The organism is Methylorubrum sp. B1-46 (genome assembly GCF_021117295.1).
In the GTDB taxonomy this organism is placed as follows: Bacteria; Pseudomonadota; Alphaproteobacteria; order Rhizobiales; family Beijerinckiaceae; genus Methylobacterium.
Window position 1 is genome coordinate 4,483,709 of sequence record NZ_CP088247.1, and the last position, 19,506, is coordinate 4,503,214.

The 19,506-nt window shown below is 70.5% G+C and carries 17 protein-coding genes; 6 read left to right on the forward strand and 11 right to left on the reverse strand.

Annotated features, from left to right (window positions below; genetic code table 11):
- Positions 1–37: 37 nt before the first annotated feature.
- The 3 genes from LPC10_RS20875 to LPC10_RS20885 form a co-directional block, all read right to left on the reverse strand.
- A complete protein-coding gene (locus LPC10_RS20875; protein WP_009865968.1) occupies positions 38–313 on the reverse strand; it encodes a DUF1153 domain-containing protein in 276 nt (91 codons plus the stop codon).
- A gap of 141 nt (positions 314–454) precedes the next feature.
- Positions 455–1,126 carry a flagellar hook assembly protein FlgD gene (locus LPC10_RS20880; protein ID WP_231344171.1) on the reverse strand — a complete coding sequence of 224 codons (672 nt, stop codon included), beginning with the start codon at positions 1,124–1,126 and terminating at the stop codon, positions 455–457.
- A 9-nt stretch (positions 1,127–1,135) separates the two neighbouring features.
- Positions 1,136–2,578 (reverse strand): flagellar hook-length control protein FliK, encoded by a 1,443-nt coding sequence (locus LPC10_RS20885; protein WP_231344172.1) that lies wholly within the window; start codon positions 2,576–2,578, stop codon positions 1,136–1,138.
- A gap of 337 nt (positions 2,579–2,915) precedes the next feature.
- Here LPC10_RS20885 and mnmA point away from each other — a divergent pair, with 337 nt between their 5' ends.
- From mnmA to LPC10_RS20905, 4 genes are all read left to right on the forward strand, one after another.
- On the forward strand, positions 2,916–4,073 hold the full coding sequence (gene mnmA, locus LPC10_RS20890) for a tRNA 2-thiouridine(34) synthase MnmA (RefSeq protein ID WP_231344173.1): 1,158 nt from the start codon (positions 2,916–2,918) through the stop codon (positions 4,071–4,073).
- A 247-nt stretch (positions 4,074–4,320) separates the two neighbouring features.
- Positions 4,321–4,977, forward strand: coding sequence for a class I SAM-dependent methyltransferase (locus LPC10_RS20895; RefSeq protein WP_108941810.1), 657 nt, complete (start codon positions 4,321–4,323; stop codon positions 4,975–4,977).
- A 163-nt stretch (positions 4,978–5,140) separates the two neighbouring features.
- Positions 5,141–5,977, forward strand: a complete 837-nt coding sequence (locus LPC10_RS20900; protein WP_231344174.1) for a TVP38/TMEM64 family protein — start codon at positions 5,141–5,143, stop codon at positions 5,975–5,977.
- Positions 5,978–6,149: 172 nt separating this feature from the next.
- Positions 6,150–7,655: a HAMP domain-containing sensor histidine kinase gene (locus LPC10_RS20905; protein ID WP_231344175.1), complete on the forward strand. Its 1,506-nt coding sequence runs from the start codon at positions 6,150–6,152 to the stop codon at positions 7,653–7,655.
- A gap of 9 nt (positions 7,656–7,664) precedes the next feature.
- On the opposite strand, the gene LPC10_RS20910 is transcribed toward LPC10_RS20905, so the two are convergent.
- A complete protein-coding gene (locus LPC10_RS20910) occupies positions 7,665–9,242 on the reverse strand; it encodes a DHA2 family efflux MFS transporter permease subunit (RefSeq protein ID WP_231344176.1) in 1,578 nt (525 codons plus the stop codon).
- A gap of 190 nt (positions 9,243–9,432) precedes the next feature.
- The gene (locus tag LPC10_RS20915) at positions 9,433–10,638 is read right to left on the reverse strand and encodes an HlyD family secretion protein (RefSeq protein ID WP_231344177.1); all 1,206 of its coding nucleotides are present in this window, start codon (positions 10,636–10,638) and stop codon (positions 9,433–9,435) included.
- A 141-nt stretch (positions 10,639–10,779) separates the two neighbouring features.
- On the opposite strand from LPC10_RS20915, the gene LPC10_RS20920 reads away from it, so the two are divergent.
- A complete protein-coding gene (locus tag LPC10_RS20920) occupies positions 10,780–11,454 on the forward strand; it encodes a TetR/AcrR family transcriptional regulator (RefSeq protein ID WP_231347106.1) in 675 nt (224 codons plus the stop codon).
- Between the two features lie 6 nt (positions 11,455–11,460).
- Here the strand turns inward: LPC10_RS20920 and LPC10_RS20925 are convergent, their stop codons facing one another.
- Entirely contained in the window at positions 11,461–13,224 is a 1,764-nt protein-coding gene (locus LPC10_RS20925) for an acyl-CoA dehydrogenase (protein WP_231344178.1), read from the reverse strand.
- 110 nt (positions 13,225–13,334) lie between these two features.
- Here LPC10_RS20925 and LPC10_RS20930 point away from each other — a divergent pair, with 110 nt between their 5' ends.
- Positions 13,335–14,324, forward strand: a complete 990-nt coding sequence (locus LPC10_RS20930; protein WP_231344179.1) for an L-threonylcarbamoyladenylate synthase — start codon at positions 13,335–13,337, stop codon at positions 14,322–14,324.
- A gap of 46 nt (positions 14,325–14,370) precedes the next feature.
- On the opposite strand, the gene LPC10_RS20935 is transcribed toward LPC10_RS20930, so the two are convergent.
- The 5 genes from LPC10_RS20935 to kaiC form a co-directional block, all read right to left on the reverse strand.
- Positions 14,371–14,967 (reverse strand): hypothetical protein, encoded by a 597-nt coding sequence (locus tag LPC10_RS20935; protein ID WP_231344180.1) that lies wholly within the window; start codon positions 14,965–14,967, stop codon positions 14,371–14,373.
- Between the two features lie 264 nt (positions 14,968–15,231).
- Positions 15,232–16,998: an ATP-binding protein gene (locus LPC10_RS20940; protein ID WP_231344181.1), complete on the reverse strand. Its 1,767-nt coding sequence runs from the start codon at positions 16,996–16,998 to the stop codon at positions 15,232–15,234.
- Entirely contained in the window at positions 16,988–17,317 is a 330-nt protein-coding gene (locus LPC10_RS20945) for a circadian clock KaiB family protein (RefSeq protein ID WP_231344182.1), read from the reverse strand. The genes LPC10_RS20940 and LPC10_RS20945 overlap by 11 nt, the downstream gene beginning before the upstream one ends.
- Before the next feature lie 14 nt (positions 17,318–17,331).
- Positions 17,332–17,679 (reverse strand): circadian clock KaiB family protein, encoded by a 348-nt coding sequence (locus LPC10_RS20950; protein WP_370644582.1) that lies wholly within the window; start codon positions 17,677–17,679, stop codon positions 17,332–17,334.
- Positions 17,676–19,328, reverse strand: a complete 1,653-nt coding sequence (kaiC, locus tag LPC10_RS20955) for a circadian clock protein KaiC (protein ID WP_231344183.1) — start codon at positions 19,326–19,328, stop codon at positions 17,676–17,678. Before kaiC ends, LPC10_RS20950 begins: the two co-directional genes overlap by 4 nt.
- Between the last annotated feature and the right edge of the window lie 178 nt (positions 19,329–19,506).

Sequence of the window (19,506 nt, forward strand, 5' to 3'; positions counted from 1 at the left end):
AGGCATGCGCAACGGTCGGATCGATGGTGTTAAAAACTCAGTGGCGGTAATGCTGGATGCGCGTGGTGCGCAGGCCGGCCAGACCGTGCTGGTCGATGGAGTACTGCCAGCTCAGAAATTCCTCGGTGGTCAGCGTGTAGCGCTGGCAGGCCTCCTCCAGGCTGAGAAGGCCGCCGCGGACGGCGGCGACGACCTCGGCCTTCCGGCGGATGACCCAACGGCGGGTGGTGACGGGGGGAAGATCGGCGATCGTCAGGGGGCTGCCGTCGGGCCCAATCACATACTTCACGCGGGGCCGGGGTGTTTCGGTCATGATACGCTCTACACTCGACTGACCTGTCGAGAGGGAAGCTACTTGCGTCCGCTTAAAAGTTCTTGAAGTCGGCCGTTCGAATGCGATTCGTTCGTTGTTAACGGATGTGGACAATTTCGCTTTCCTCGATGCTGCAATGCATCAAGATGCTGGCGCGGAAAGCGTTTTGACGCTCGAGGCCGGGACGCGCGCCGAGCCGATCGTCAGCACCGGTTCAGAGCCGCTGAGGTCGACGCCGTCCACGGTGCCGGTCACCTTGGTGTCGACGTTGACCCGCGTGCCCGTCGTATCGAGGGCATCGACGGTGATCGTGTAGCGCCCGTCCTTGGCCGCGAGCCCCGAGGTCGCGGTGCCGTCCCATGCGAAGGATTGCGCGCCGCTCTTCAGCGTCGTGGTCCTCGTGGCCACCACGGTGCCGTCGCTGCCCTTGATCGTGATGACGGCCTTGGCGGCGGGCCGTTCCGGGGTCAGCGTCCAGTTCGCCTTGCCGTCGGCGAGGTCGGTGCTGGCGCCGTCCGCCGTGATCGTCCGGCCGATCAGGCCGGAGGCGGAGGAGGCCGAGGCGGCCTTGGAGTTCGTCAGAATCGTATCGAGCGAGGCGTTGGTCTTGAGCTGCTGCTCGACGCCGGCGAACTGCACGAGCTGCTGGGTGAACTGGTTGGTGTCGAGCGGGTCGAGCGGGTTCTGGTTCTTGAGCTGCGTGGTGAGCAGCGTCAGGAACTGCGTGAAGTTGCCCGCGATCGACTTCGTGTCGGTCGTCGAGGCGGCACCGGTGGCGGTGATGCTGGTGCTGCTCGTGATCCCGGAGGCCATGGCGTTCCCTTAGATTCGGATGTCGAGGCCGCTGACGGCACGCAGGCGCCGGAGGGAGGCGGGGTCGAGGGGAGCGGGGAGGGAAGCGGGGCCGTCGTCCCGTCCGCCCGGTCCGCGGTCGGAGCCGCCGCGGGGCGCGGATTCGCCGTCCCGGCCGCCCTGGGATCCCGTCTCGCCGCGAAGGGACAGGTCGATCCCGCCCGCCTCGGCGCCGACGTCGAAACCGGCCTGCGCCAGCGCCTGCTGCAGCGAGCCCGCGTCGCGCTGGAGCAGGGCGAGGGTTTCGGGGCGATCCACGACGAGATGCGCCCGCGCCTTGCCGCCCGCCTTGTCGAGATCGAGCGACACGTCGATGCGGCCGAGTTCGACCGGGTCGAGGCGGATCGCGAAGCGGTTCATGCCCGACAGCGAGCGCAGCCCGATCGTCATCGGCACGGCGCCCAGGGGAATCGGCGGTGTCGCGGGCGGAGCCGCTGCTGCCGCGGCGTCCGTGGCTTGGGCCGCCTGCGCTCCCTGTGCGGCGCCGAGACCGCTGCTGCCGTGTGGGGGGAGGGGGCCCGCAACGCCGGTCGGAGCGGGCGCCGAGGCGGTCTGCGTCCCGTTGAGTGCCGTCTCGAAGCCGGCCGTGCCCGCCGCGGCGGAGGCCGATGCCGCGGCCGCATCGGCTTTGGCGGCCTGTCCGGTTGCCGCCGCTTCGCCGGGCCCGCCCGCGACGGGTTCACCCGCGCCGATACGGCCCTCGTCCGCCGCCCCATCCGTCGTCGCGGCGGGCCGCGCCGGTATGGGGGGAGGGGGGGCTGGGGGCGGCGAGAGGAGGGCGGCGGGATCGAGGGCGTCCGGTGCCGCCGCATCGGTCTCGTCCCGCGTCTCGTCCTCGGACAGGACGACGGCCCCCGCCTCTTGCGCAGCCACGCCTTCGGCAGCCGCCTCCTGCGCCGCCCCTTTTATGGTCTCGCCTTCGGCCGGGCTGTCCGGCCCCTGCGAGGCGGAATCGGCGGCGCCCGGTGCCCGCGCCGAGGCGGCATCCGTGCCGTCCCGCGTAGGAACGGAGGGAGGCGGCTTGTTGCGGGCGGAGGTCGACTGCGCACGGTTTTCCGGCGATGCGCCGGCCCGCCCGCTCTCGGCTGCGTCGGCCTTGGCGGTTCTGGTCCTGGTGGCTTCGGTCTTGAGGGCTTCGGTCTTGAGGGCTTCGGTCTTGGCGGCTTCGGTCCTGGCAGCCTTAGCCGCGGCGCTCTCGGCCCTCGCCGCCGTCATCTTGTCCGCCCGGCCGGCATCGCTGCGGGCGGACGCCGTCTCGTCGCGGCGGGCGGCGGGCCGGACCGGAGCCGCAGGCTTCCGCTCCGCGGCCTCGAGACTGAAGCGTGGGGTGCCCTCGCTCCCCCGCGCTGCGGACGAGGCGGGCCGCGGGACCTGCCTGAACCACACCTCCGCCAGATCTGAGCGCGAAACCACGATGCCGTCCTTAATCTTCCGGAGCCGAAGACGCGGGAGGGCACAGCAAACGGCGCGCCACCGGAGCGTTTTCTCTAAGCCTCTGGTATGGATCGGGAAAATTTGAAGGCGAAGGCGCCGCCGCCCTCCGGCCCGGCCGGATCTGCCGTCCGCCCGGCAGTATTTGCCGGCCCGGCGCGGGAGCGCCGCGAGCCCTCGGCCCGCTCTCATCCGCACCATCCCTGGAAACTCCGGATCGGGATCGCTATAGACATCCGCACGATGCGCCCGGTCCCTGCCGGCCGGCGCATGCCCGAAGGCTCCGCCAATGGCCGGCAACCGGCCCGCATCACCGGCCATGAACTCGCTGGATCTCCCGAAGCCCCCGCACGAGACGCGCGTCGTCGTCGCCATGTCGGGCGGCGTCGATTCGTCGGTGGTCGCCGGGCTGTTGAAGCGCGAGGGCTACGACGTCGTCGGCGTCACGCTCCAGCTCTACGATCACGGCGCGGCGACTCACCGCAAGGGCGCCTGCTGCGCCGGCCGCGACATCCACGATGCGCGGGCGGTGGCCGACACGCTCGGCATCCCGCACTACGTCCTCGACTACGAGGACCGCTTCCGCGAATCGGTGATCGACCGCTTCGCCGAGAGCTACCTCTCGGGCGAGACGCCGATTCCCTGCGTCGAGTGCAACCGCTCGGTCAAGTTCCGCGACCTGCTCGGGATGGCGCGCGACCTCGGCGCCGAGGCGCTGGCGACCGGCCATTACGTGGCGAGCCGGGCGCGGCCGGAGGGCGGGCGCGCGCTCTACCGCGCCCTCGATCCGGGCCGCGACCAGAGCTACTTCCTCTACGCCACGACGCCGGAGCAGCTCGCCTACCTGCGCTTTCCCTTGGGCGAGCGGCCCAAGGACGAGACCCGCGCGCTCGCTCGCGAACTCGGCCTCGCCGTTGCCGACAAGGCCGACAGCCAGGACATCTGCTTCGTGCCGCAGGGCGGCTATGCCGACATCATCGCCAAGCTGAGGCCCGAGGCGGCCCGGCCCGGCGAGATCGTCGATCTCGACGGTCGCCGGCTCGGCGAGCACGAGGGCATCATTCACTACACCGTGGGCCAGCGCCGCGGCCTCAAGCTCTCCGTCGGCGAGCCGCTCTACGTGGTACGGCTGGAGCCTGAGACCGCCCGCGTCGTGGTCGGCCCGCGCGCGGCGCTCGCCACCCGCCGCATTCGGCTCACCGACCTCAACTGGCTCGGGGACGGCATCCCGGAAGACATCACCGAGCGCCCCGTGGCGGTGCGCGTCCGCTCGACCCGCGAGCCGCGGCCCGCGCGCCTGTCGTGGAACGCGGCCGAGGCCTGTGCCGAGGTCGAGCTGGTCGCGCCCGAGGACGGCGTCTCGCCGGGTCAGGCTTGCGTGATCTACGCCGATGACGGCCCGCGCGCGCAGGTGCTCGGCGGCGGCACCATCCGGCGCATCGGCGCGTTGCAGGCAGGCGCCGCCGAGGCGGCCTGATGGTGGTGTTTCACGCCGCGCGGATTCAGGTTTTTCTAAACCCTGCAATCGCTTTTCGAGCGATTGTGCCGCTTGTCAGGCGCGAAGAGCGCATGCGGAGCGGCCTCGCCGAGGCGTCTCGCGCGTCGTCTCGAAAGGTGGTCGCCGGCTTTCGGGAAGAGGCGATGCGAAGTGGAATGGCGAGAGCCAAAGCCGCGGAGGCGGCTGCCGGCGCTTGAGGCCGAAAAGAGGGAAGGGTGACTTTTACATGCTGAGCGAGCGGGCGCCCGAGGCCGGGCCGACCACCGATTTGATGCGCAAGGCCTATGCCCGTTGGGCACCGGTCTACGACGTCGTCTACGACAAGCTCACCGAGCCCGCCGCCCGCGCCGCCGTCGAGGCGGCGGTCGCCCACGGGCCGCGGGTGCTGGAGGCCGGCGTTGGCACCGGCCTGTCCCTCGGCTACTATCCGCGCGACAGCTTCGTCTGCGGCGTCGATCTCTCCGAGGACATGCTCAAGCGCGCCCGCGGAAAAGTCCGCCGCAAGGGGCTGACCCACGTCAAGGGTCTCCAGGTCATGGATGTCTGCCGCCTCGGCTACGCCGATGCGAGCTTCGACGCGGTGGTGGCGCAGTTCCTCATCACCCTGGTGCCGAACCCGGAGGCCGCGCTCTCCGAATTCCTGCGCGTGGTGCGCCCCGGCGGCGGCATCGTGCTCGCCAACCATTTCGGCCAGTCGAACGGTCCGGTGGCGCGGGTCGAGGAGATCGTTGCACCGCTCTGCACCAAGATCGGCTGGTCCTCCGACTTCAAGGCGACTCGGATCGAGGCCTGGGCCCGGCGCAACGGCGTCGAAGTCGTCGGTCTCGCGCCGACCTTCCCCGGCGGCTTCTTCAAGATCCTGCGGATGCGCAAGCCGGGCTGAAGGCGAGAGCATCATCCCGAAAGGTGGTCACCGGCTTTCGGTAAAAGATGATGGAAAACCAACGGCCTAAAGCATCGCCTCGAAAGCTGGTCGCCGGCTTCCGGAGAAGGACGATGCGCAACCGTTTGCGAGCACGCGAACACCGTCCGGCGGAGGCAGGTCGATGACGCCAGGGGGCGGCGAGGGCGGTCGGCCGGATGATGGATCGCGTGAGCGGCAAGCCGGGCCCGAGACATCGGGGGCGCGCCGGCCCTGGCTGCGCTGGCTCCCGCTTCTGGTCCTCGCTGCGCTGTCCGTCGGCATCCTCGCCTCGGGCGGCGCCCGCATCCTCGACCTCGATCAATTGTCCGAGTCGCGGGTCTGGCTCCAGTCGCTCATCGCCGAGGACCGGGTCCGGGCGATCGCGCTGGCCTGCCTCGTCTATGTCGGCTCGGTCGTGGTCTCGCTGCCCGCCACCCTGGTGCTCACGGTGCTGGCCGGGCTGCTGTTCGGCCCCGTCACCGGAGCCCTGATGGCCATCGGCTCGTCGACGACGGGGGCGGCGATCGTGTTTTCGGTCGGGCGCTACGCCGCCGGCGACCTGATCCGGCGCAAGGCCGGCCCCCGCGTCGGGCGCTTCGCCGAGGGCTTCCGCCGCGACGGCTTCGGCTACATCCTGATCCTGCGGCTGCTGCCGATCTTTCCCTACTGGATCACCAACATCGCCCCGGCGGCCTTCGGCGTGCGGCTGCGTACCTTCGCGCTCGCCACCCTGCTCGGGCTGACGCCGGGTGCCTTCATCTATGCCGGGCTCGGCGCCGGGCTCGAGGACATGTTGTCCACGCGCGACGCGGCAAAGGCGGCCTGCCTCGCCGCGGGAGGAATGGATTGCTCGCAAGGCATCAATCTGCGCGCGCTGGTGACGCCCGGAATGGTGGCGGCGCTGGCGGCTCTGGCAGGGTTTGCTCTTTTGACAGTTTATCTGCGCCGACGGCTTGAGCGGCGGACGCTTCGCGCATAAGACTTGCGCACAAGCGAATAGCGCGCGTCGTCGGACGGCCGTACAACTTGTGCGGCTTGGGGAGGCCGGCAAAAGGCGCACCATTCGGATTGCGATTGGACGACACAACGACGGGTGACGCTTGAAACGGCCCCGCCTTCCGTTTCCTGGCCGGCCATCAGAGCCGGTGGACGTGGCTCAGAATGATCCGGCGGCAAAAGCCGCCCTGCCCTGGCACATCGAGGCATCGGCCGGCCCGCCGCCGTCGCGTTCGCGCGCCCTCGCCTGGCTCGGGCGGCTGGGGCTGTCGGGCCGTCTGTTCCTCCTGACGGTCGCCTTCGTCGTCCTGGCCGAGATCCTGATCTACGTTCCGGCGGTGGCGACCTACCGGCTCTCGCGGCTGTCCGACCGGGTCGCGGCGGCGCGGGTGGCCGCCCTGGTGCTGAACGCCGCTCCCGAGGGGCAGGTCCCCGAGGAGACCGCCCGGCGCCTGCTGATGGGGGTGGGCGCCCGCGCCATCGCCGTGCGGGTGGGCGACACGTGGCGCTACCTCACCGACGGGCCGGCGCCGACCGCCGTCGCCGAGACGGTCGATCTGCGCGAGCGCGGCCTGACGGGTTCGGTCGGCGGTGCCTTCCGCACGCTGTTCCTTCCTACCGAGGCACCGATCCGGGCGATCGGGCCGGGGCAGGACGGGTTCGACGCGGTCGAGGTCCTGCTCGACGAGGGCCCGCTGCGGGCGGCTCTGGCCGATTTCTCGCTCCGGCTGCTCGTGGCCTGCCTCATCATCGCGGCGCTGGCGGCCGGGCTCGTCTTCTTCGTACTTCAGCGGGCGATCGTGCGGCCGGTGGTCCGGCTCGCCCGCGACATCGCCGCCTTCGCCGACGACCCCGAGCGGACCGATCGAATCGCCCCGTGCTCGGCGCGCACCGACGAGATCGGGCAGGCGGAGACCGCGCTCGCCCGGATGCAGGTGGCGCTCGGCGGCGAGCTGCGCCAGCGGCGGCGGCTGGCCGAACTCGGCCTCTCGGTGAGCAAGATCAACCACGAGCTGCGCAACCTGCTCACCACCGCCCAGCTTCTCGGCGACCGCCTGGAAAGCGTCTCCGACCCGCTGGTGCAGCGCGTCGCGCCGCGCCTCGTGGAGACCCTGGACCGGGCGATCCGCTTCTGCGAGGCGACGCTGGCCTACGGCCGCGCCACGGAGCCGAACCCGCAGCGGCGCATGGTGGCGCTCGCCCCTCTTCTGGAGGAATTGACCGACCTCGCCGACCTGATGCCGGCCGCCCACCTCCGCGTGGAGACCCGCGCGGCGCCGGATCTGGAGATCGACGTCGATCCCGAGCAGCTTCTGCGGGCGCTGACCAACCTCGTGCGCAACGCGGTCCAGGCCCATGCGGCGGCCAAGACCGCGGACGGCACCGTTCTGATCGAGGGCATCCGCGTCGGACCGCCCGGTGCAGGTTCCGTCACGGTCCTCGTGACCGATAACGGCCCCGGCGTGCCCGAGCGGGCCAAGGCCAACCTGTTCGCCGCCTTCCAGGGCTCGACCCGGGCCGGCGGCACGGGGTTGGGCCTCGCCATCGCCTCGGAACTGGTGCGCCTGAACGGCGGCACCCTCTGCCTCGACGAGACGGCGGGCGGCGCGCGCTTCCGCATCGTCATCCCCGACCGCGCCGCGGGGGCGAAGGCGGCGTGAGGAGGGCCCTCAATGCCCCGCTCCCGCCGGCGCGGCCCCGCGCGGGCGGCGGATCAGCGGCGTGGCGCAGGCCATGCCTAAGAACAGCACGGTGAGGACGAGGAACACGTCCTCGAAGCCCATCACCAGCCCTTGAATCCGCACGGTGTTGTTGAGCGCCTTCAGCGCCATGCCGTTGGCGTCGCCGCCGAATACCTCGAACTGGCGCCGCATGGCGTCGAGCCGCTCCAGCGCCGCGCCGTTGGCCCAGGTGAAGCGCTCGTGCAGACGCACGAGGTGAAGGTCCCAGCGGGCGTTCAGGATCGTGTTGATGAGGGCGAGTCCGACCGCTCCGCCGAGATTGCGTGTGAGGTTGAACAGACCGGACGCGTTCTTCATCCGCTCCGGCGGCAGGGTACCGAGCGCGATGTTGTTGATCGGGATCATGCACAGCATCAGCGAGCAGCCGCGCAGCACCTGTGGCCACAGCAGCTCGTCAAAATCCCAGTCCTTGGTCAGTCCGGTGACGATCCAGGTGCCGACGGCGAAACCCGAAAACCCGATCGCCATCATGGCCCGCGGGTCGAGCTTCGCCGAGAGCTTTCCGGCAATCGGCGCGGTGGCGAACATGCACAGCCCCGAGACGAACATCGTCTCGCCGATCTGCAGCGCCGAGTAGCCGCGCACGCGGGCGAGATAGACCGGATAGAGGTAGGTCAGCCCGTAGAGGCCGATGCCGAGGACGAAGCTCGCTGCGCAGCCGGCGGCGAAGTTGCGGTCGGAGAAGGCACGCAGGTCGACGATCGGCTGGCGCGCGGTGAAGACGCGCGCGAAGAAGGCCAAGCCCGATACGGCGCAGACGATGGCGCAGACGAACACCGCTTCGTCCTGCAACCAGTCATGGTTCGGGCCTTCTTCGAGCACGTATTCGAGGCAGCCGAGGAAGCCCGCCATGAAGGCGAGGCCGGCCCAGTCGAAGGATTTCAGCAGATCGAAGTTCGGCCGGTCGAAATCGACCAGGAGAAAGGTCGAGATCGTGACGAAGATGCCTGGCACGATGTTGATCAGGAACAGCCAGTGCCAGGAGAACAGGTCGGTGAGGTAGCCGCCGATCGTCGGGCCGATGGTCGGCGCCAGCGTCGCCACGAGGCCGATCATCGGCGAGACGATGGAGCGCTTGGAGGGCGGAAAGATCGTGAAGGCCGCGGCGAACACGGTCGGGATCATGCCGCCGCCGATGAAGCCTTGGAGGGCACGCCAGACGATCATCTCACCGATCGACGAGGAGGTGGCGCACATCAGGCTCATCAGCGTGAAGCCGCCGGCCGAGATCGAGAACATCCACCGCGTCGAGAGCACCCGCGACAGGGTGCCCGAGAGCGGGATCGAGATGACCTCGGCGATGAGATAGCTCGTCTGCACCCAGGGGATCTCATCGCCCGAGGCCGAGAGCCCGGCCTGGATCTCGTTGAGCGAGGCCGAGACGATCTGGATGTCGAGGATCGCCATGAACATCCCGAACACCATGCACAGGAACGCCACCATGCGGCGGCGGTCGATGGGCGGGTCGGCGACGGGGTTTACGGCGAGGGTCGCGGTGGCGGCCATGGGGCGCCTCGGAAGACGGTTCGGGGATTGGTCCCACCCGCGACCTCATCCTGAGGTGGCCGCGTAGCGGGCCTCGAAGGATCTTCCAGGGATCGCGTGGGATCTGGAGGATCCTTCGAGGCCTACGCTTCGCTGCGGCACCTCAGGATGAGGTCGCGGGCGGGACGAATGGTTCTGACCGGCTGGAGTCTCAGCGCCGGGCAGCAAGCTTCTGCACCGGCGCGTCGGCGCCCGCGCGGGTATCGACCCGCACCACCACGGACAGGCCCGGCCGCAGTAGGCCCTCGCGGGCGACCGCCTCCGGCACGTGGACGCGCACCGGCAGGCGCTGGACGATCTTGGTGAAGTTGCCGGTGGCGTTGTCGGGCGGCAGCAGGCTGAAGACCGAGCCGGAGGCGGGCGAGAGCGATTCCACCGTGCCGACGATGTCGCGGTCGGGATAGGCGTCCACGTGGATGTGGACCTCCTGCCCCGGCCGGACCCGGCCGAGCTGCGTCTCCTTGAAATTCGCATCGACCCGCACGCTCTGCAGCGGCACCAGGGCGGCGATGCGCGAACCCGGCGCGACGTAGGCGCCGGCCTCCACTGCCTTGTTGCCGACGACGCCGTCGAAGGGCGCGCGGATCACCGCGAAGTCGAGGTCGCGCTGCGCGCGGTCGGCCGCCGTGCGCAGTTCCGCGGCGAGGTTTTCCGCCTCGCGCCCCTGCGCCCGCAGCACCTCGACATTGGCGCGTGCCGCAATGAGGGCCGCCTCGGCCGATTTCACCGCCGCCTCGGTGCGGTCGCGGTCGGCCTTCGCCTGATCCAGGCGGGATTTCGCGACGTAGTCGGCCTGCATCCCCGTGGCGCGGGCGTAATCGGCGCTCGCCCGCACCGCGTCGGCCTTGGCGGCATCGATCTGCGCCGCACTCTGCAGCACCTGCGCCTGCGCGGCCTCGGCCTGCCGGCCGATCCGGGCGATGGTGCTCTCCTGGGTGGCGAGCTTGTCTTGCGCCGCCTTCAGGGCGAGACGGTAATCGCCATCGTCGAGCCGGGCGATCACGTCGCCGCGCTTGACCGCCTGCCCGTTCACCACCGGCACCGCCGCGAGATAGCCCGAGACCTTGGCGGCGAGCACCGAGATGTCCGCCTGGACGTAGGCGTCGTCGGTGCTGACGAAGAAGCGCCCGACCGTCCACCAATCCCAGCCGGCATAGGCGCCCCCGCCGAGAGCCGCACAGAGCACGAGCCCCAGCACCGCGCGCCGCAGCGGGCGCCGGGGCTTGGCGGGGGAGGGCGGCACCGGCTCGGTGATGGAGGCGGGGCGCAGGGCCGGGGAACGGCCGGCCTCGGCCCGCTCCACCTCGGCCGTCTCGAGCGCAGCCTCGGACCGGCCGGCATCCTCACGAAGCGACATGGCTGACATCCCAGACATGTATTGACCGAACCGTTCGGTCACTGAACGGGTCGAGTTGACGCCGCCCTCATTCGAAGGCTAGCTATCACTGACTGAACGGTTCGGTCAATGCGGGCAATTCAGGGTCAGCGGGTTCAGGCGATGGCGAGCGCGGCGACACAGGATCGGGGGCAGGCGGCTCCGCAGGGAACCTCTCAGGCGTCCTCTTCGGGCGAGAGCGAGAAGCGCCGGCAGATTCTGGAGGGCGCGCGGCAGGTCTTCATGGCGTCCGGCTTCGACGGGGCCAGCATGGGCGAGATCGCCAAGACGGCCAACGTCTCGAAGGGCACGCTCTACGTCTACTTCGATAGCAAGGAGGCGCTGTTCGAAGCCCTGACCACCGAGGCGAAGGCGGGCTTGGCCGAGAACCTGTTCCGGCTCGACGAGGACGACCCGGACGTGCGCGCGGTGCTGACGCGGCTCGGCACCAGCTATCTCGCGATGATGGCGCGGCCGGAGCACGTCTCGATCATCCGCATGGTGATGGGCGCCTGCGAGAAGTTTCCCCGGTTCGGGCAGGCCTTCTACGAGGCCGGCCCGGCCTGCGGCGTCGGCCGGCTCAGGGCCTATCTCGACGCGCAGGTCGCGGCCGGGCGCCTCGCCGCCGACGACACCGACCTCGCCGCCAAGCACTTCCTCCAGCTCTGCCAGGCCGGGATGCTGACGCGCCTGCTGTTCAACGCCGGCGCGGCGCCCGGCGAGGCGGAGATCGCCCACCGGGTCGCGGAAGCCGTCCGGGTCTTCTTCGCCGGATACGGGCCGGCCGCGGCGCGATAACCGCGCTCACCCCGCGAGCGCGAAGGCAGGATCGTCGGCGAAGTCGCCGCCGGTCAGGATCGCCTGCTCCAGGCCGCCGGCCGCCGGCAGCAGGTTCTCGGCGAAGAAGCGGGCGAGCGCGATGCGCGCGGCATGGGCCGGATCGGTCTCGCCCGCTTTGAGCGCGGCGCTCGCGGCGAGCCCGGCGGTCGCGAGGCAGGCCGCGCCCTGAACGAGGCCGAACAGGCGCAGATACGCCGTCGCGCCGGGCAGCGCCTCTTGCGGCCGGTTCGAGGCGAGCGCCTTCAGCAGGAAGCTCGTCGCCCGGTCGAGGCTGCCGATGCCCTCGCGAAGCCGCGGCGCGGTGAGGCCGAAGCCGGGTGCGCCGTCCTTCAGCACGCCCTCCGCCACCCGCCGCATCGCGGCGATCTGGGCACCGACCGTGGCACCGCCGTCGAGCGGCAGCTTTCGGGTGACGAGATCGATCGCCTGGATACCGTTGGTGCCCTCGTAGATGCCGAGGATGCGGGCATCGCGCATGAGCTGGGCCGCACCCGTCTCCTCGACGAAGCCCATGCCGCCATGGATCTGGACGCCGAGCGAGGTCACCTCGTTGGCGATGTCGGTGGAGAAGGCTTTGGCCACCGGCGTCAGCAGGGAGGCACGGTCATGTGCCGCCTTGCCCTCGGGGCCGTGCGCCGCGTCGAGGGCTTGCGCGGTGAGGTAACAAATGCCGCGCGCCGCCGCCGTGTAGGCTTTCATGGTCAAAAGCATGCGCTGGATGTCGGCATGCGCGACGATGGCGCTGACCGGCTCGGGCGCGCCCGGCGCCCGGCCCTGGCGGCGCTCGCGGGCATAGTCGAGGGCCTTCTGATAGGCCGCTTCCGCCACGCCGACGCCCTGCAGCCCGACATTGAGCCGGGCCGAGTTCATCATCGTGAACATGCAGGCCAGCCCCCAGTTCTCCTCGCCGATCAGCCAGCCGGTGGCTCCGCCCGCGTCACCGAAGGCCATGGAGCAGGTCGGCGAAGCGTGGATGCCGAGCTTGTGCTCGATGCCCGAACATCGCAGGTCGTTGCGGCGCCCGTCCGGCAGCACCTTCGGCACGAGAAACAGCGAGATGCCGCGGGTGCCGGCCGGCGCGTCCTTCAGCCGGGCCAGCACCAAGTGGACGATGTTGTCGGCAAGATCGTGCTCGCCGTAGGTGATGTAGATCTTGGCGCCCGTGATCCGGTAGCTGCCGTCGCCGTTGGGCTCGGCCCGCGTGCGCAGAGCGGAGAGGTCCGAACCCGCCTGCGGCTCGGTCAGGTTCATGGTCGCGGTCCACTCGCCCGAGACGAGCTTTTCGAGATAGCGGCCCTTCAGGTCGTCGGAGCCGTGGGCGGCCAGCGCCTCGATGCCGCCGGCGGTGAGCAGCGGGCAGAGGCCGAAAGCGAGGTTGGCGCCGTTCCACATCTCGGTGCAGGCGGCGGCGATCAGGTGCGGCAGGCCCTGGCCGCCATGGTCGGGGGCGGCGAGCACGCCGTTCCAGCCGCCCTCGACGAAGGCGCGGTAGGCGGACACCCAGCCCGGTGCGGTGGTGACGGTCCCGTCCGAGAACGGCGTGCCGTGGCGGTCGCCGACGCGGTTCAAGGGGGCGATAACGTTGGCGGCGAACCGGCCCGCCTCTTCGAGGATGGCGAGCGCGTCGTCCGGGCCGATCTCGGCTCCGCTGCGCGCCAGCACGGCGTCGAGCCCCGCGACGTGACGGAGCGTGAAGGCCATCTCCTCGACGGGCGCGCGATAGCTCATGACCGGTTCACCGCTCCTCCCGCCGCGCGTTGAAGGGGGCGGCGATCCCGTTTGACGGCTTGCGGCCAGAGAGGCTACGGCCGGCCATTCTTCCTCGCATCCACTCCGACATGGACGCCCCACCGTCAACCATCCCCACGCTGCGCCTGGCCGCCGACGCGGACGGCCTCGCGCAGGCGGCCGCGCTGATCGGGGCGGGGCGCCTCGTCGCCCTACCGACGGAGACAGTCTACGGGCTCGGGGCCGATGCCACCGATCCGGAGGCCGTGGCCGCGATCTATGCGGCCAAGGGGCGTCCGCGCTTCAACCCGCTGATCGCCCATGTCGCCACGATCGAGGCCGCACGGGCCGAGGGCGTGTTCGACGAAGCCGCCCTTCGGCTCGCGGAAGCATTCTGGCCGGGGCCGCTGACCCTGGTGGTGCCGGCGGCGCCCGGCGGCTCGGTCTGCGATCTTGCGCGTGCCGGGCTCGACTCCGTGGCGCTGCGCGTGCCGGCCCATGCCGCCGCCCGCGCGCTGCTGGAGCGGGTCGGGCGGCCGCTGGCGGCGCCCTCGGCCAACCGCTCGGGACGGGTCAGTCCCACCAGCGCCGAGCACGTGCTGAGCGATCTCGACGGGCGCATCGCGGCGGTGCTCGATGGTGGCGAATGCCCGGTCGGGGTCGAATCCTCCGTGGTCGCCTGCCTCGGCGGGGCACCCCGGCTGCTGCGCCCCGGCGGGGTGACACGGCAGGCTCTGGCCGCCGTCCTCGGCTTTGACCCGGAGGCGGCCGGCGATCCGGGCTCGCGGCCCGTGGGGCCGGGCCTGCTCGCCTCGCACTACGCCCCGCGGGCCGGCGTACGGCTCGACGCCGCCCGCATCGAACCGGGTGAGGCGGTGCTGCTGTTCGGCGCGTTCCGCCCGGCTGGGCTGGAGCGAGCGGTGGCGGCCGAATCCTTGAGCGAGCGCGGCGATCCGGCGGAGGCCGCTGCCCGGCTGTTCGGGGCCCTGCGCCGGCTCGACGCCTCCGGCGCGCCGACTATCGCCGTCGTTCCGGTGCCGGAGGCGGGGCTAGGCGAGGCGATCAACGACCGCCTGCGCCGGGCGGCGGCTCCGCGCTAGAGCCTTCACCGCCTGCCGCGGCAGAGCTGCTCGGCTCCGCGAACGATCATCCGAAGTAGGTGAGCACCACGAGGCGCAGGCGCGGGATGATCAGAAGCTCTTTCTCCGGCCCGGTCGTGAAGTAGGCGCCCGGCTTACGAACGGCTCGGTAGACGGCGTCGGCGTCGAAGTGACGGGCATCGTCCTTCAAACATCCGAACCCTGCCGCCCAAATGCCGTCACCCATCCACGTGCTCGGCACGGGCGTCTCCTGCCAGGGCTGATAGGTCGCGTAATACTCCTCGGGGCTATTCTTGTAGCCGCGCCCGATCCGGGCCGATCCGAGAAACGCGAGACCCTGTTTCGTGATCTGGGCGGCCGCCGCGTCGGAGAGCTGAAACGCAGCCCCGCCGCAGCCCTCCCGTCTGACCGGAATGATGAGGTCGATCAGGGTCGCATCCGATCCTTGGGCGACCATCGACGTGATGTCGATCTCCGCCGGTATCGAGCGACGATAATGGGCCGCAATCTGCTCGGCGAACGGATCAGTGAAGGTCATGTTGCGCAGGACGATCCACGTCCCCAGCAGGATCGCTCCGTTCAGGATCAAGAGCGCGGCGACGCCACCCAGCGTCCGCAGCAGCCAGCGTATCACCCTGTTCATTCCGCGGGCCTCCGGACTGGCGCGATCCGCCGGAGCCTGCCGACCATGTTTTTCGAGGGTCTGCCGCGTGCCGCCGCACCTCGCGGAAGCGCGAACCCTTCGCCCGAAGTTTTTTGAACTTTCTTGCGGAACCGGTCGAGCCGTCGCGCATTATCCGATCACGAAGGCCAGTTCAGCCCCCAATGGCCTTTTCCCTTCAAGGCTCGGAGCGATCCGAGCCTTTTTTCTTGCCCGCGATGCAAGTCTCTGCGGGAAAAGGGACAATCACTTTGCCCGGCTGCCGCGCCGCTGGATCGCCCGGCGCAGAATGCGGGAGAGATCCTCCACCGAATAGGGCTTGTGCAGCAGCGGGAAACCGTGGCGTCCGTCCTCGGCTAGCACGTGGCTGTAGCCGGAGGAGAGCACGATCGGCATGCCCGGCCTCTGCCCCAGGATCGTGCGGGCGAGTTCGACGCCGTTCATGCCGGGCATCACCACATCGGTGAACACCACGTCGAAGCGCTCCGGCGTGCGGGCCAGTTCGGCCAACGCCTGCTCCGCATCCATCGCCCAGACGGTGCCGTAGCCGAGTTCGGCAAGCGCCTGCGTGGCGAAGGCGCCGACCTCGCGGTTGTCCTCGACCAGCAGCACGCAGGTGCCGTGGCCCGGCGCCAGCGGCTCGGGCTCGTCGGCGGCTTCCGGCATGGTCGGGGCGAGCTTGGCGCGGGGCAGGAACAGGGTGAAGGTCGTGCCCTCTCCCAGCACGCTCTCCACCGCGATGTCGCCGCCCGATTGCTTGGCGAAGCCGAACACCTGGGACAGGCCGAGTCCGGTGCCCTGGCCGACGCCTTTTGTGGTGAAGAACGGTTCGAAGATCCGCGACAGGTCGGCGGGCGCGATGCCGGTGCCGGTGTCGGAGATCGACACGGCGACGAAGTCGCCGGCCACCGCTGGATGGGTGCGCAGCGCCGGGATCTGTCCGGCATGGCCGACGCGGATGGTGAGCGTGCCCTCGCCGTCCATGGCGTCGCGGGCGTTGACGACCATGTTGACGAGCGCGGTATCGAACTGGCTGGGATCGGCCTCCACGAGGCAGGCATAGGGCTCGCCCGCCGCGTCGAAACAGGGCTCGATCAGGGTCTTCACCTGGATGCGCGCGCCGGTGAGCGTGCCGACCATGTCGGCTACCGCTGCGACGCCGCGGCCGGCATCGAACACCTCGGGCTTGAGGGCTTGGCGCCGGGCGAAGGCGAGGAGCTGGCCCGTCAGCTTGGCGGCGCGCCCCACTGTGTCGGAGATGGCGTCGACGTAGCGGCGGCGGCGCTCTTCCGCGAGGTCGGAGCGCTTGAGCAGGTCGGTCGAGGACTTGATGACGGTGAGCAGGTTGTTGAAGTCGTGGGCGACGCCCCCGGTGAGCTGGCCCACCGCCTCCATCTTCTGCGACTGGCGCAGGGCGTCCTCGATCCGCTCGCGCTCGGCCACCTCGGCGCGCAGGCGCTCATTGGCCTCGGCGAGTTCGTGCAGGCGCAGCCGCTCGGCGGTCAGGTCGGTGACCACGCCGCACAGGAGCAGCGTGTCGCCGTCGCCGTCGAGGCGGCTCAGAGAGAGATAGGCCGGGCGCTCGATGCCCGCTTCGTCGCACAGGGCGATCTCGCCGCGGGCCGGCATCTGCGCCGCCTGGGCGATCAGGGCAGTGAGCGCCGCGTCCTGGCCCCCGGCGGCGAAGCGCGCGAAGGGCTGGCCGATCAGGCGCTCCTGCGGCGTGCCCAGGGTCTCGGCGAGCCGGCGGTTGCAGTAGAGCAGCGTTCCGTCGGGCCCGAGGGTGAAGGCACCCTCCTGGATCTGCTCGATCAGCACGCGGTAGGGCCGGTCGGCATTCTCCAGGGTGTAGACCAGCCGCTCGCCGGCCGGACCCTCGACCACGATGGCGTCGAAATCGCCCCGGCGGATCGCCGCGAGGGTGTCCTCGACTTCCTCTAGCCGCGACTCCAGTTCGCGGATGCGCGCCTGCGCCTCGGCAAGGGCCTCAGCGCTCAGGGCCTCAGCGCTCACCGGCACCCCCGCTCACGGTCTCGCGCGGATCCGCCGGCGCGAGCGCGGCGAGCTCGAGGCCGTCGAGGACGCGCTGCTCGTCGCTCAGGTCGCCGGCGATGCGCCGGGCGGGGAGGGGGGAGAGCCGCACCAGGGTCGGGGCCGCGACCACGCCGTCGGCGCCCGCGAGCGCCGGTTGCTGGTAGAGGTCGACCACTTCGAGGTCGCACGCCCCCTCGAGCCGGCGCTCGCACAGGCGGCGCACGCTCTCGATGCTGCGGGTCGAGCGCGGCGAGGTGCCGGCGACGTAGAGGCGCAACCGGGTGCGCCCGCCGCCCATGCTGCCCCCGCCGTTCAAAGCCCGTCCGCCTTCGGACGAATGTCGAGGCCGACCAGCACTTTCTCGGTGTTGGACAGGTCGCCGATGATCCGCTTGAGCGGCGCGGGCAGGCGGCGCACCAGGGTCGGGATCGCCAGGATCTGGTCGCCGGCGGCGAGCTGCGGGTTCTTCATCAGGTCGATGACCTCGATGTCGTAGTGGCCGGCGAGGTGCTCCTCGCAGAAGCGCTTGAGGTTGGCCATCGCCGTCAGCGACTTGGCGGTTTGCCCGGCGACGTAGAGGCGCAGGTGGTAGTGGCCCTCGTCGATCGCGGCGTCGGCACCGCCCTCGCCGTCCTCACACATCGGTCCGGCCCCGCTCATTTCGTGCCTCCCCGTCGCGCGGCCAGAATGCGCCGCTCGCCCGTCAGCACCGCCTCGCGCATCTCGTCCTCGCTCACCAGCACCGCCTCTTCCTCCTCCACGGCTTCCAGGGTGGCCCGGAGTTCGTCGATCTGGCGTTCCAGGGACTGGCGCCGCCGCTCTGCATCACGTCGCCGGCGGTGGCTCTCCTGCTCGCGGCGCAGGGCGGCGGCGGCTTCCGCCGCCTCCTGCACGACGCGGGCGGTGCCCGTCAGCACGCCTGCCGGGCCGATATAGGCGTCGATCAGGGCGATGCCCTCGCCCGACATCGCGAACTCGCGCACTTGGTTCGAGTGGCGCATGCCGCGGGCCTTGATGACGTAGAGCGTGCGTGAGCGCTCGCCGTTGGCCTCCACGTTGAGGAGCTTGATCCAGGCATCCATCAGCGAGGAGACGCCGATCGCGCTGTCGTGATCGATCTCGCCGTCCTCGCGCAGGCTGGTGAAGACGGCGGTGATGCCGCGGCTCTTCAGCATGTCGATCATGCGCAGCATCGTCGCCTGCAGCTCCGCCGGCGGGCCGCGCAGCGCCGAGAGCGGATCGATCACCACGAGGCTGGGCTCGAACCGGTCGATGTCCCGGTGCATGCGCGCCAGGTGCATCTCCAGCCCGTAGAGGCTCGGGCGCGCCGCCTCGAACCGCAGCAGGCCGGATTCGACGTGGCGGGCGAGGTCGAGGCCGATGGAGCGGGCGTTGCGGGCGATCTGGTGACCGCTCTCCTCGAACACGAAGGCCATGCAGCGCTCACCCCGCGCGCAGGCCGCGTCGATCATGCTCGACGAGATCATGGTCTTGCCGGTGCCGGCCTCACCCGAGATCAGGATGCTGGTGCCGCGGTGGAAGCCGCCGGGTTCGAGCATCGCGTCGAGACCGGGGATGCCGGTGGAGATCACGCCCTCGGCGATCCGGTAGTCGAGGTCGGCCGAGGTGACCGGCAGGACGCTGATGCCGTCCGCATCGATCAGGAACGGATACTCGTTGGTGCCGTGGGCCGAGCCGCGATACTTGACCACGCGCAGGCGCCGCGTCGTGATCTGGTCCTCGACGCGGTTGTCGAGCAGCACCACGCAGTCAGAGACGTATTCCTCCATCCCCTGGCGGGTGAGCTGGCCGTCGCCGCGCTCGCCGGTGATGATGGCGGTCAGGCCGCGGTCCTTGATCCAGCCGAACAGGCGGCGCAGCTCCGCGCGCAGCACCGTCTCGTCGGAAAAGCCCGCGAACAGCGTCTCGATCGTGTCGAGCACGACGCGCTTGGCGCCGATCGAATCCACCGCGAAGCCGAGGCGGATGAACAGCCCTTCGAGGTCGTACTCGCCGGTCTCCTCGATCTCGGAGCGCTCGACGCGGACGTGGTCGATGGCGAGCTTGCCCTCGTCCACCAGGCGATCGAGGTCGTAGCCGAGCGAGGCGACGTTGGCGACGAGATCCTCGGCGCGCTCCTCGAAGCTCATGAACACGCCGGGCTCGTCGAAGCGGGTCGCGCCGTTGACGAGGAAGGTGGTGGCGAACAGCGTCTTGCCGCAGCCGGCCGCGCCGCAGACCAGCGAGGGCCGGCCTTTCGGCAGGCCGCCGAAAGTGATGGCGTCAAACCCGTCGATGCCGGTGGCCACCTTCGCCAGCGCGGGAGCGCCGGTGGGCCGGCTCGCGGATCCGGGCGCCGAGGGGGCGGACGCAGAAGGAACGGACGTCAAAGGATCAGACGCCAAAACAGGTCTCCAGGACGGTGTCTTCCCCAGCGGATACCGGGGGCCTTGCGTCCGCTCTCCTGCCCGCGCCCATCGACGTGGC

Excerpts from the sequence above, each read along its gene's own strand:
- LPC10_RS20910 (WP_231344176.1), bottom strand. The coding sequence starts at position 9,242 with ATGGCCGCCACCGCGACCCTCGCCGTAAACCCCGTCGCCGACCCGCCC.
- LPC10_RS20875 (WP_009865968.1), bottom strand. The coding sequence starts at position 313 with ATGACCGAAACACCCCGGCCCCGCGTGAAGTATGTGATTGGGCCCGAC.
- LPC10_RS20925 (WP_231344178.1), bottom strand. The coding sequence starts at position 13,224 with ATGAGCTATCGCGCGCCCGTCGAGGAGATGGCCTTCACGCTCCGTCAC.
- LPC10_RS20935 (WP_231344180.1), bottom strand. The coding sequence starts at position 14,967 with ATGAACAGGGTGATACGCTGGCTGCTGCGGACGCTGGGTGGCGTCGCC.
- LPC10_RS20945 (WP_231344182.1), bottom strand. The coding sequence starts at position 17,317 with ATGGGCGGCGGGCGCACCCGGTTGCGCCTCTACGTCGCCGGCACCTCG.
- LPC10_RS20920 (WP_231347106.1), top strand. The coding sequence starts at position 10,780 with ATGGCGAGCGCGGCGACACAGGATCGGGGGCAGGCGGCTCCGCAGGGA.
- LPC10_RS20915 (WP_231344177.1), bottom strand. The coding sequence starts at position 10,638 with ATGTCGCTTCGTGAGGATGCCGGCCGGTCCGAGGCTGCGCTCGAGACG.
- LPC10_RS20895 (WP_108941810.1), top strand. The coding sequence starts at position 4,321 with ATGCTGAGCGAGCGGGCGCCCGAGGCCGGGCCGACCACCGATTTGATG.
- LPC10_RS20950 (WP_370644582.1), bottom strand. The coding sequence starts at position 17,679 with ATGAGCGGGGCCGGACCGATGTGTGAGGACGGCGAGGGCGGTGCCGAC.
- LPC10_RS20880 (WP_231344171.1), bottom strand. The coding sequence starts at position 1,126 with ATGGCCTCCGGGATCACGAGCAGCACCAGCATCACCGCCACCGGTGCC.
- LPC10_RS20930 (WP_231344179.1), top strand. The coding sequence starts at position 13,335 with ATGGACGCCCCACCGTCAACCATCCCCACGCTGCGCCTGGCCGCCGAC.
- LPC10_RS20900 (WP_231344174.1), top strand. The coding sequence starts at position 5,141 with ATGACGCCAGGGGGCGGCGAGGGCGGTCGGCCGGATGATGGATCGCGT.
- mnmA (WP_231344173.1), top strand. The coding sequence starts at position 2,916 with ATGAACTCGCTGGATCTCCCGAAGCCCCCGCACGAGACGCGCGTCGTC.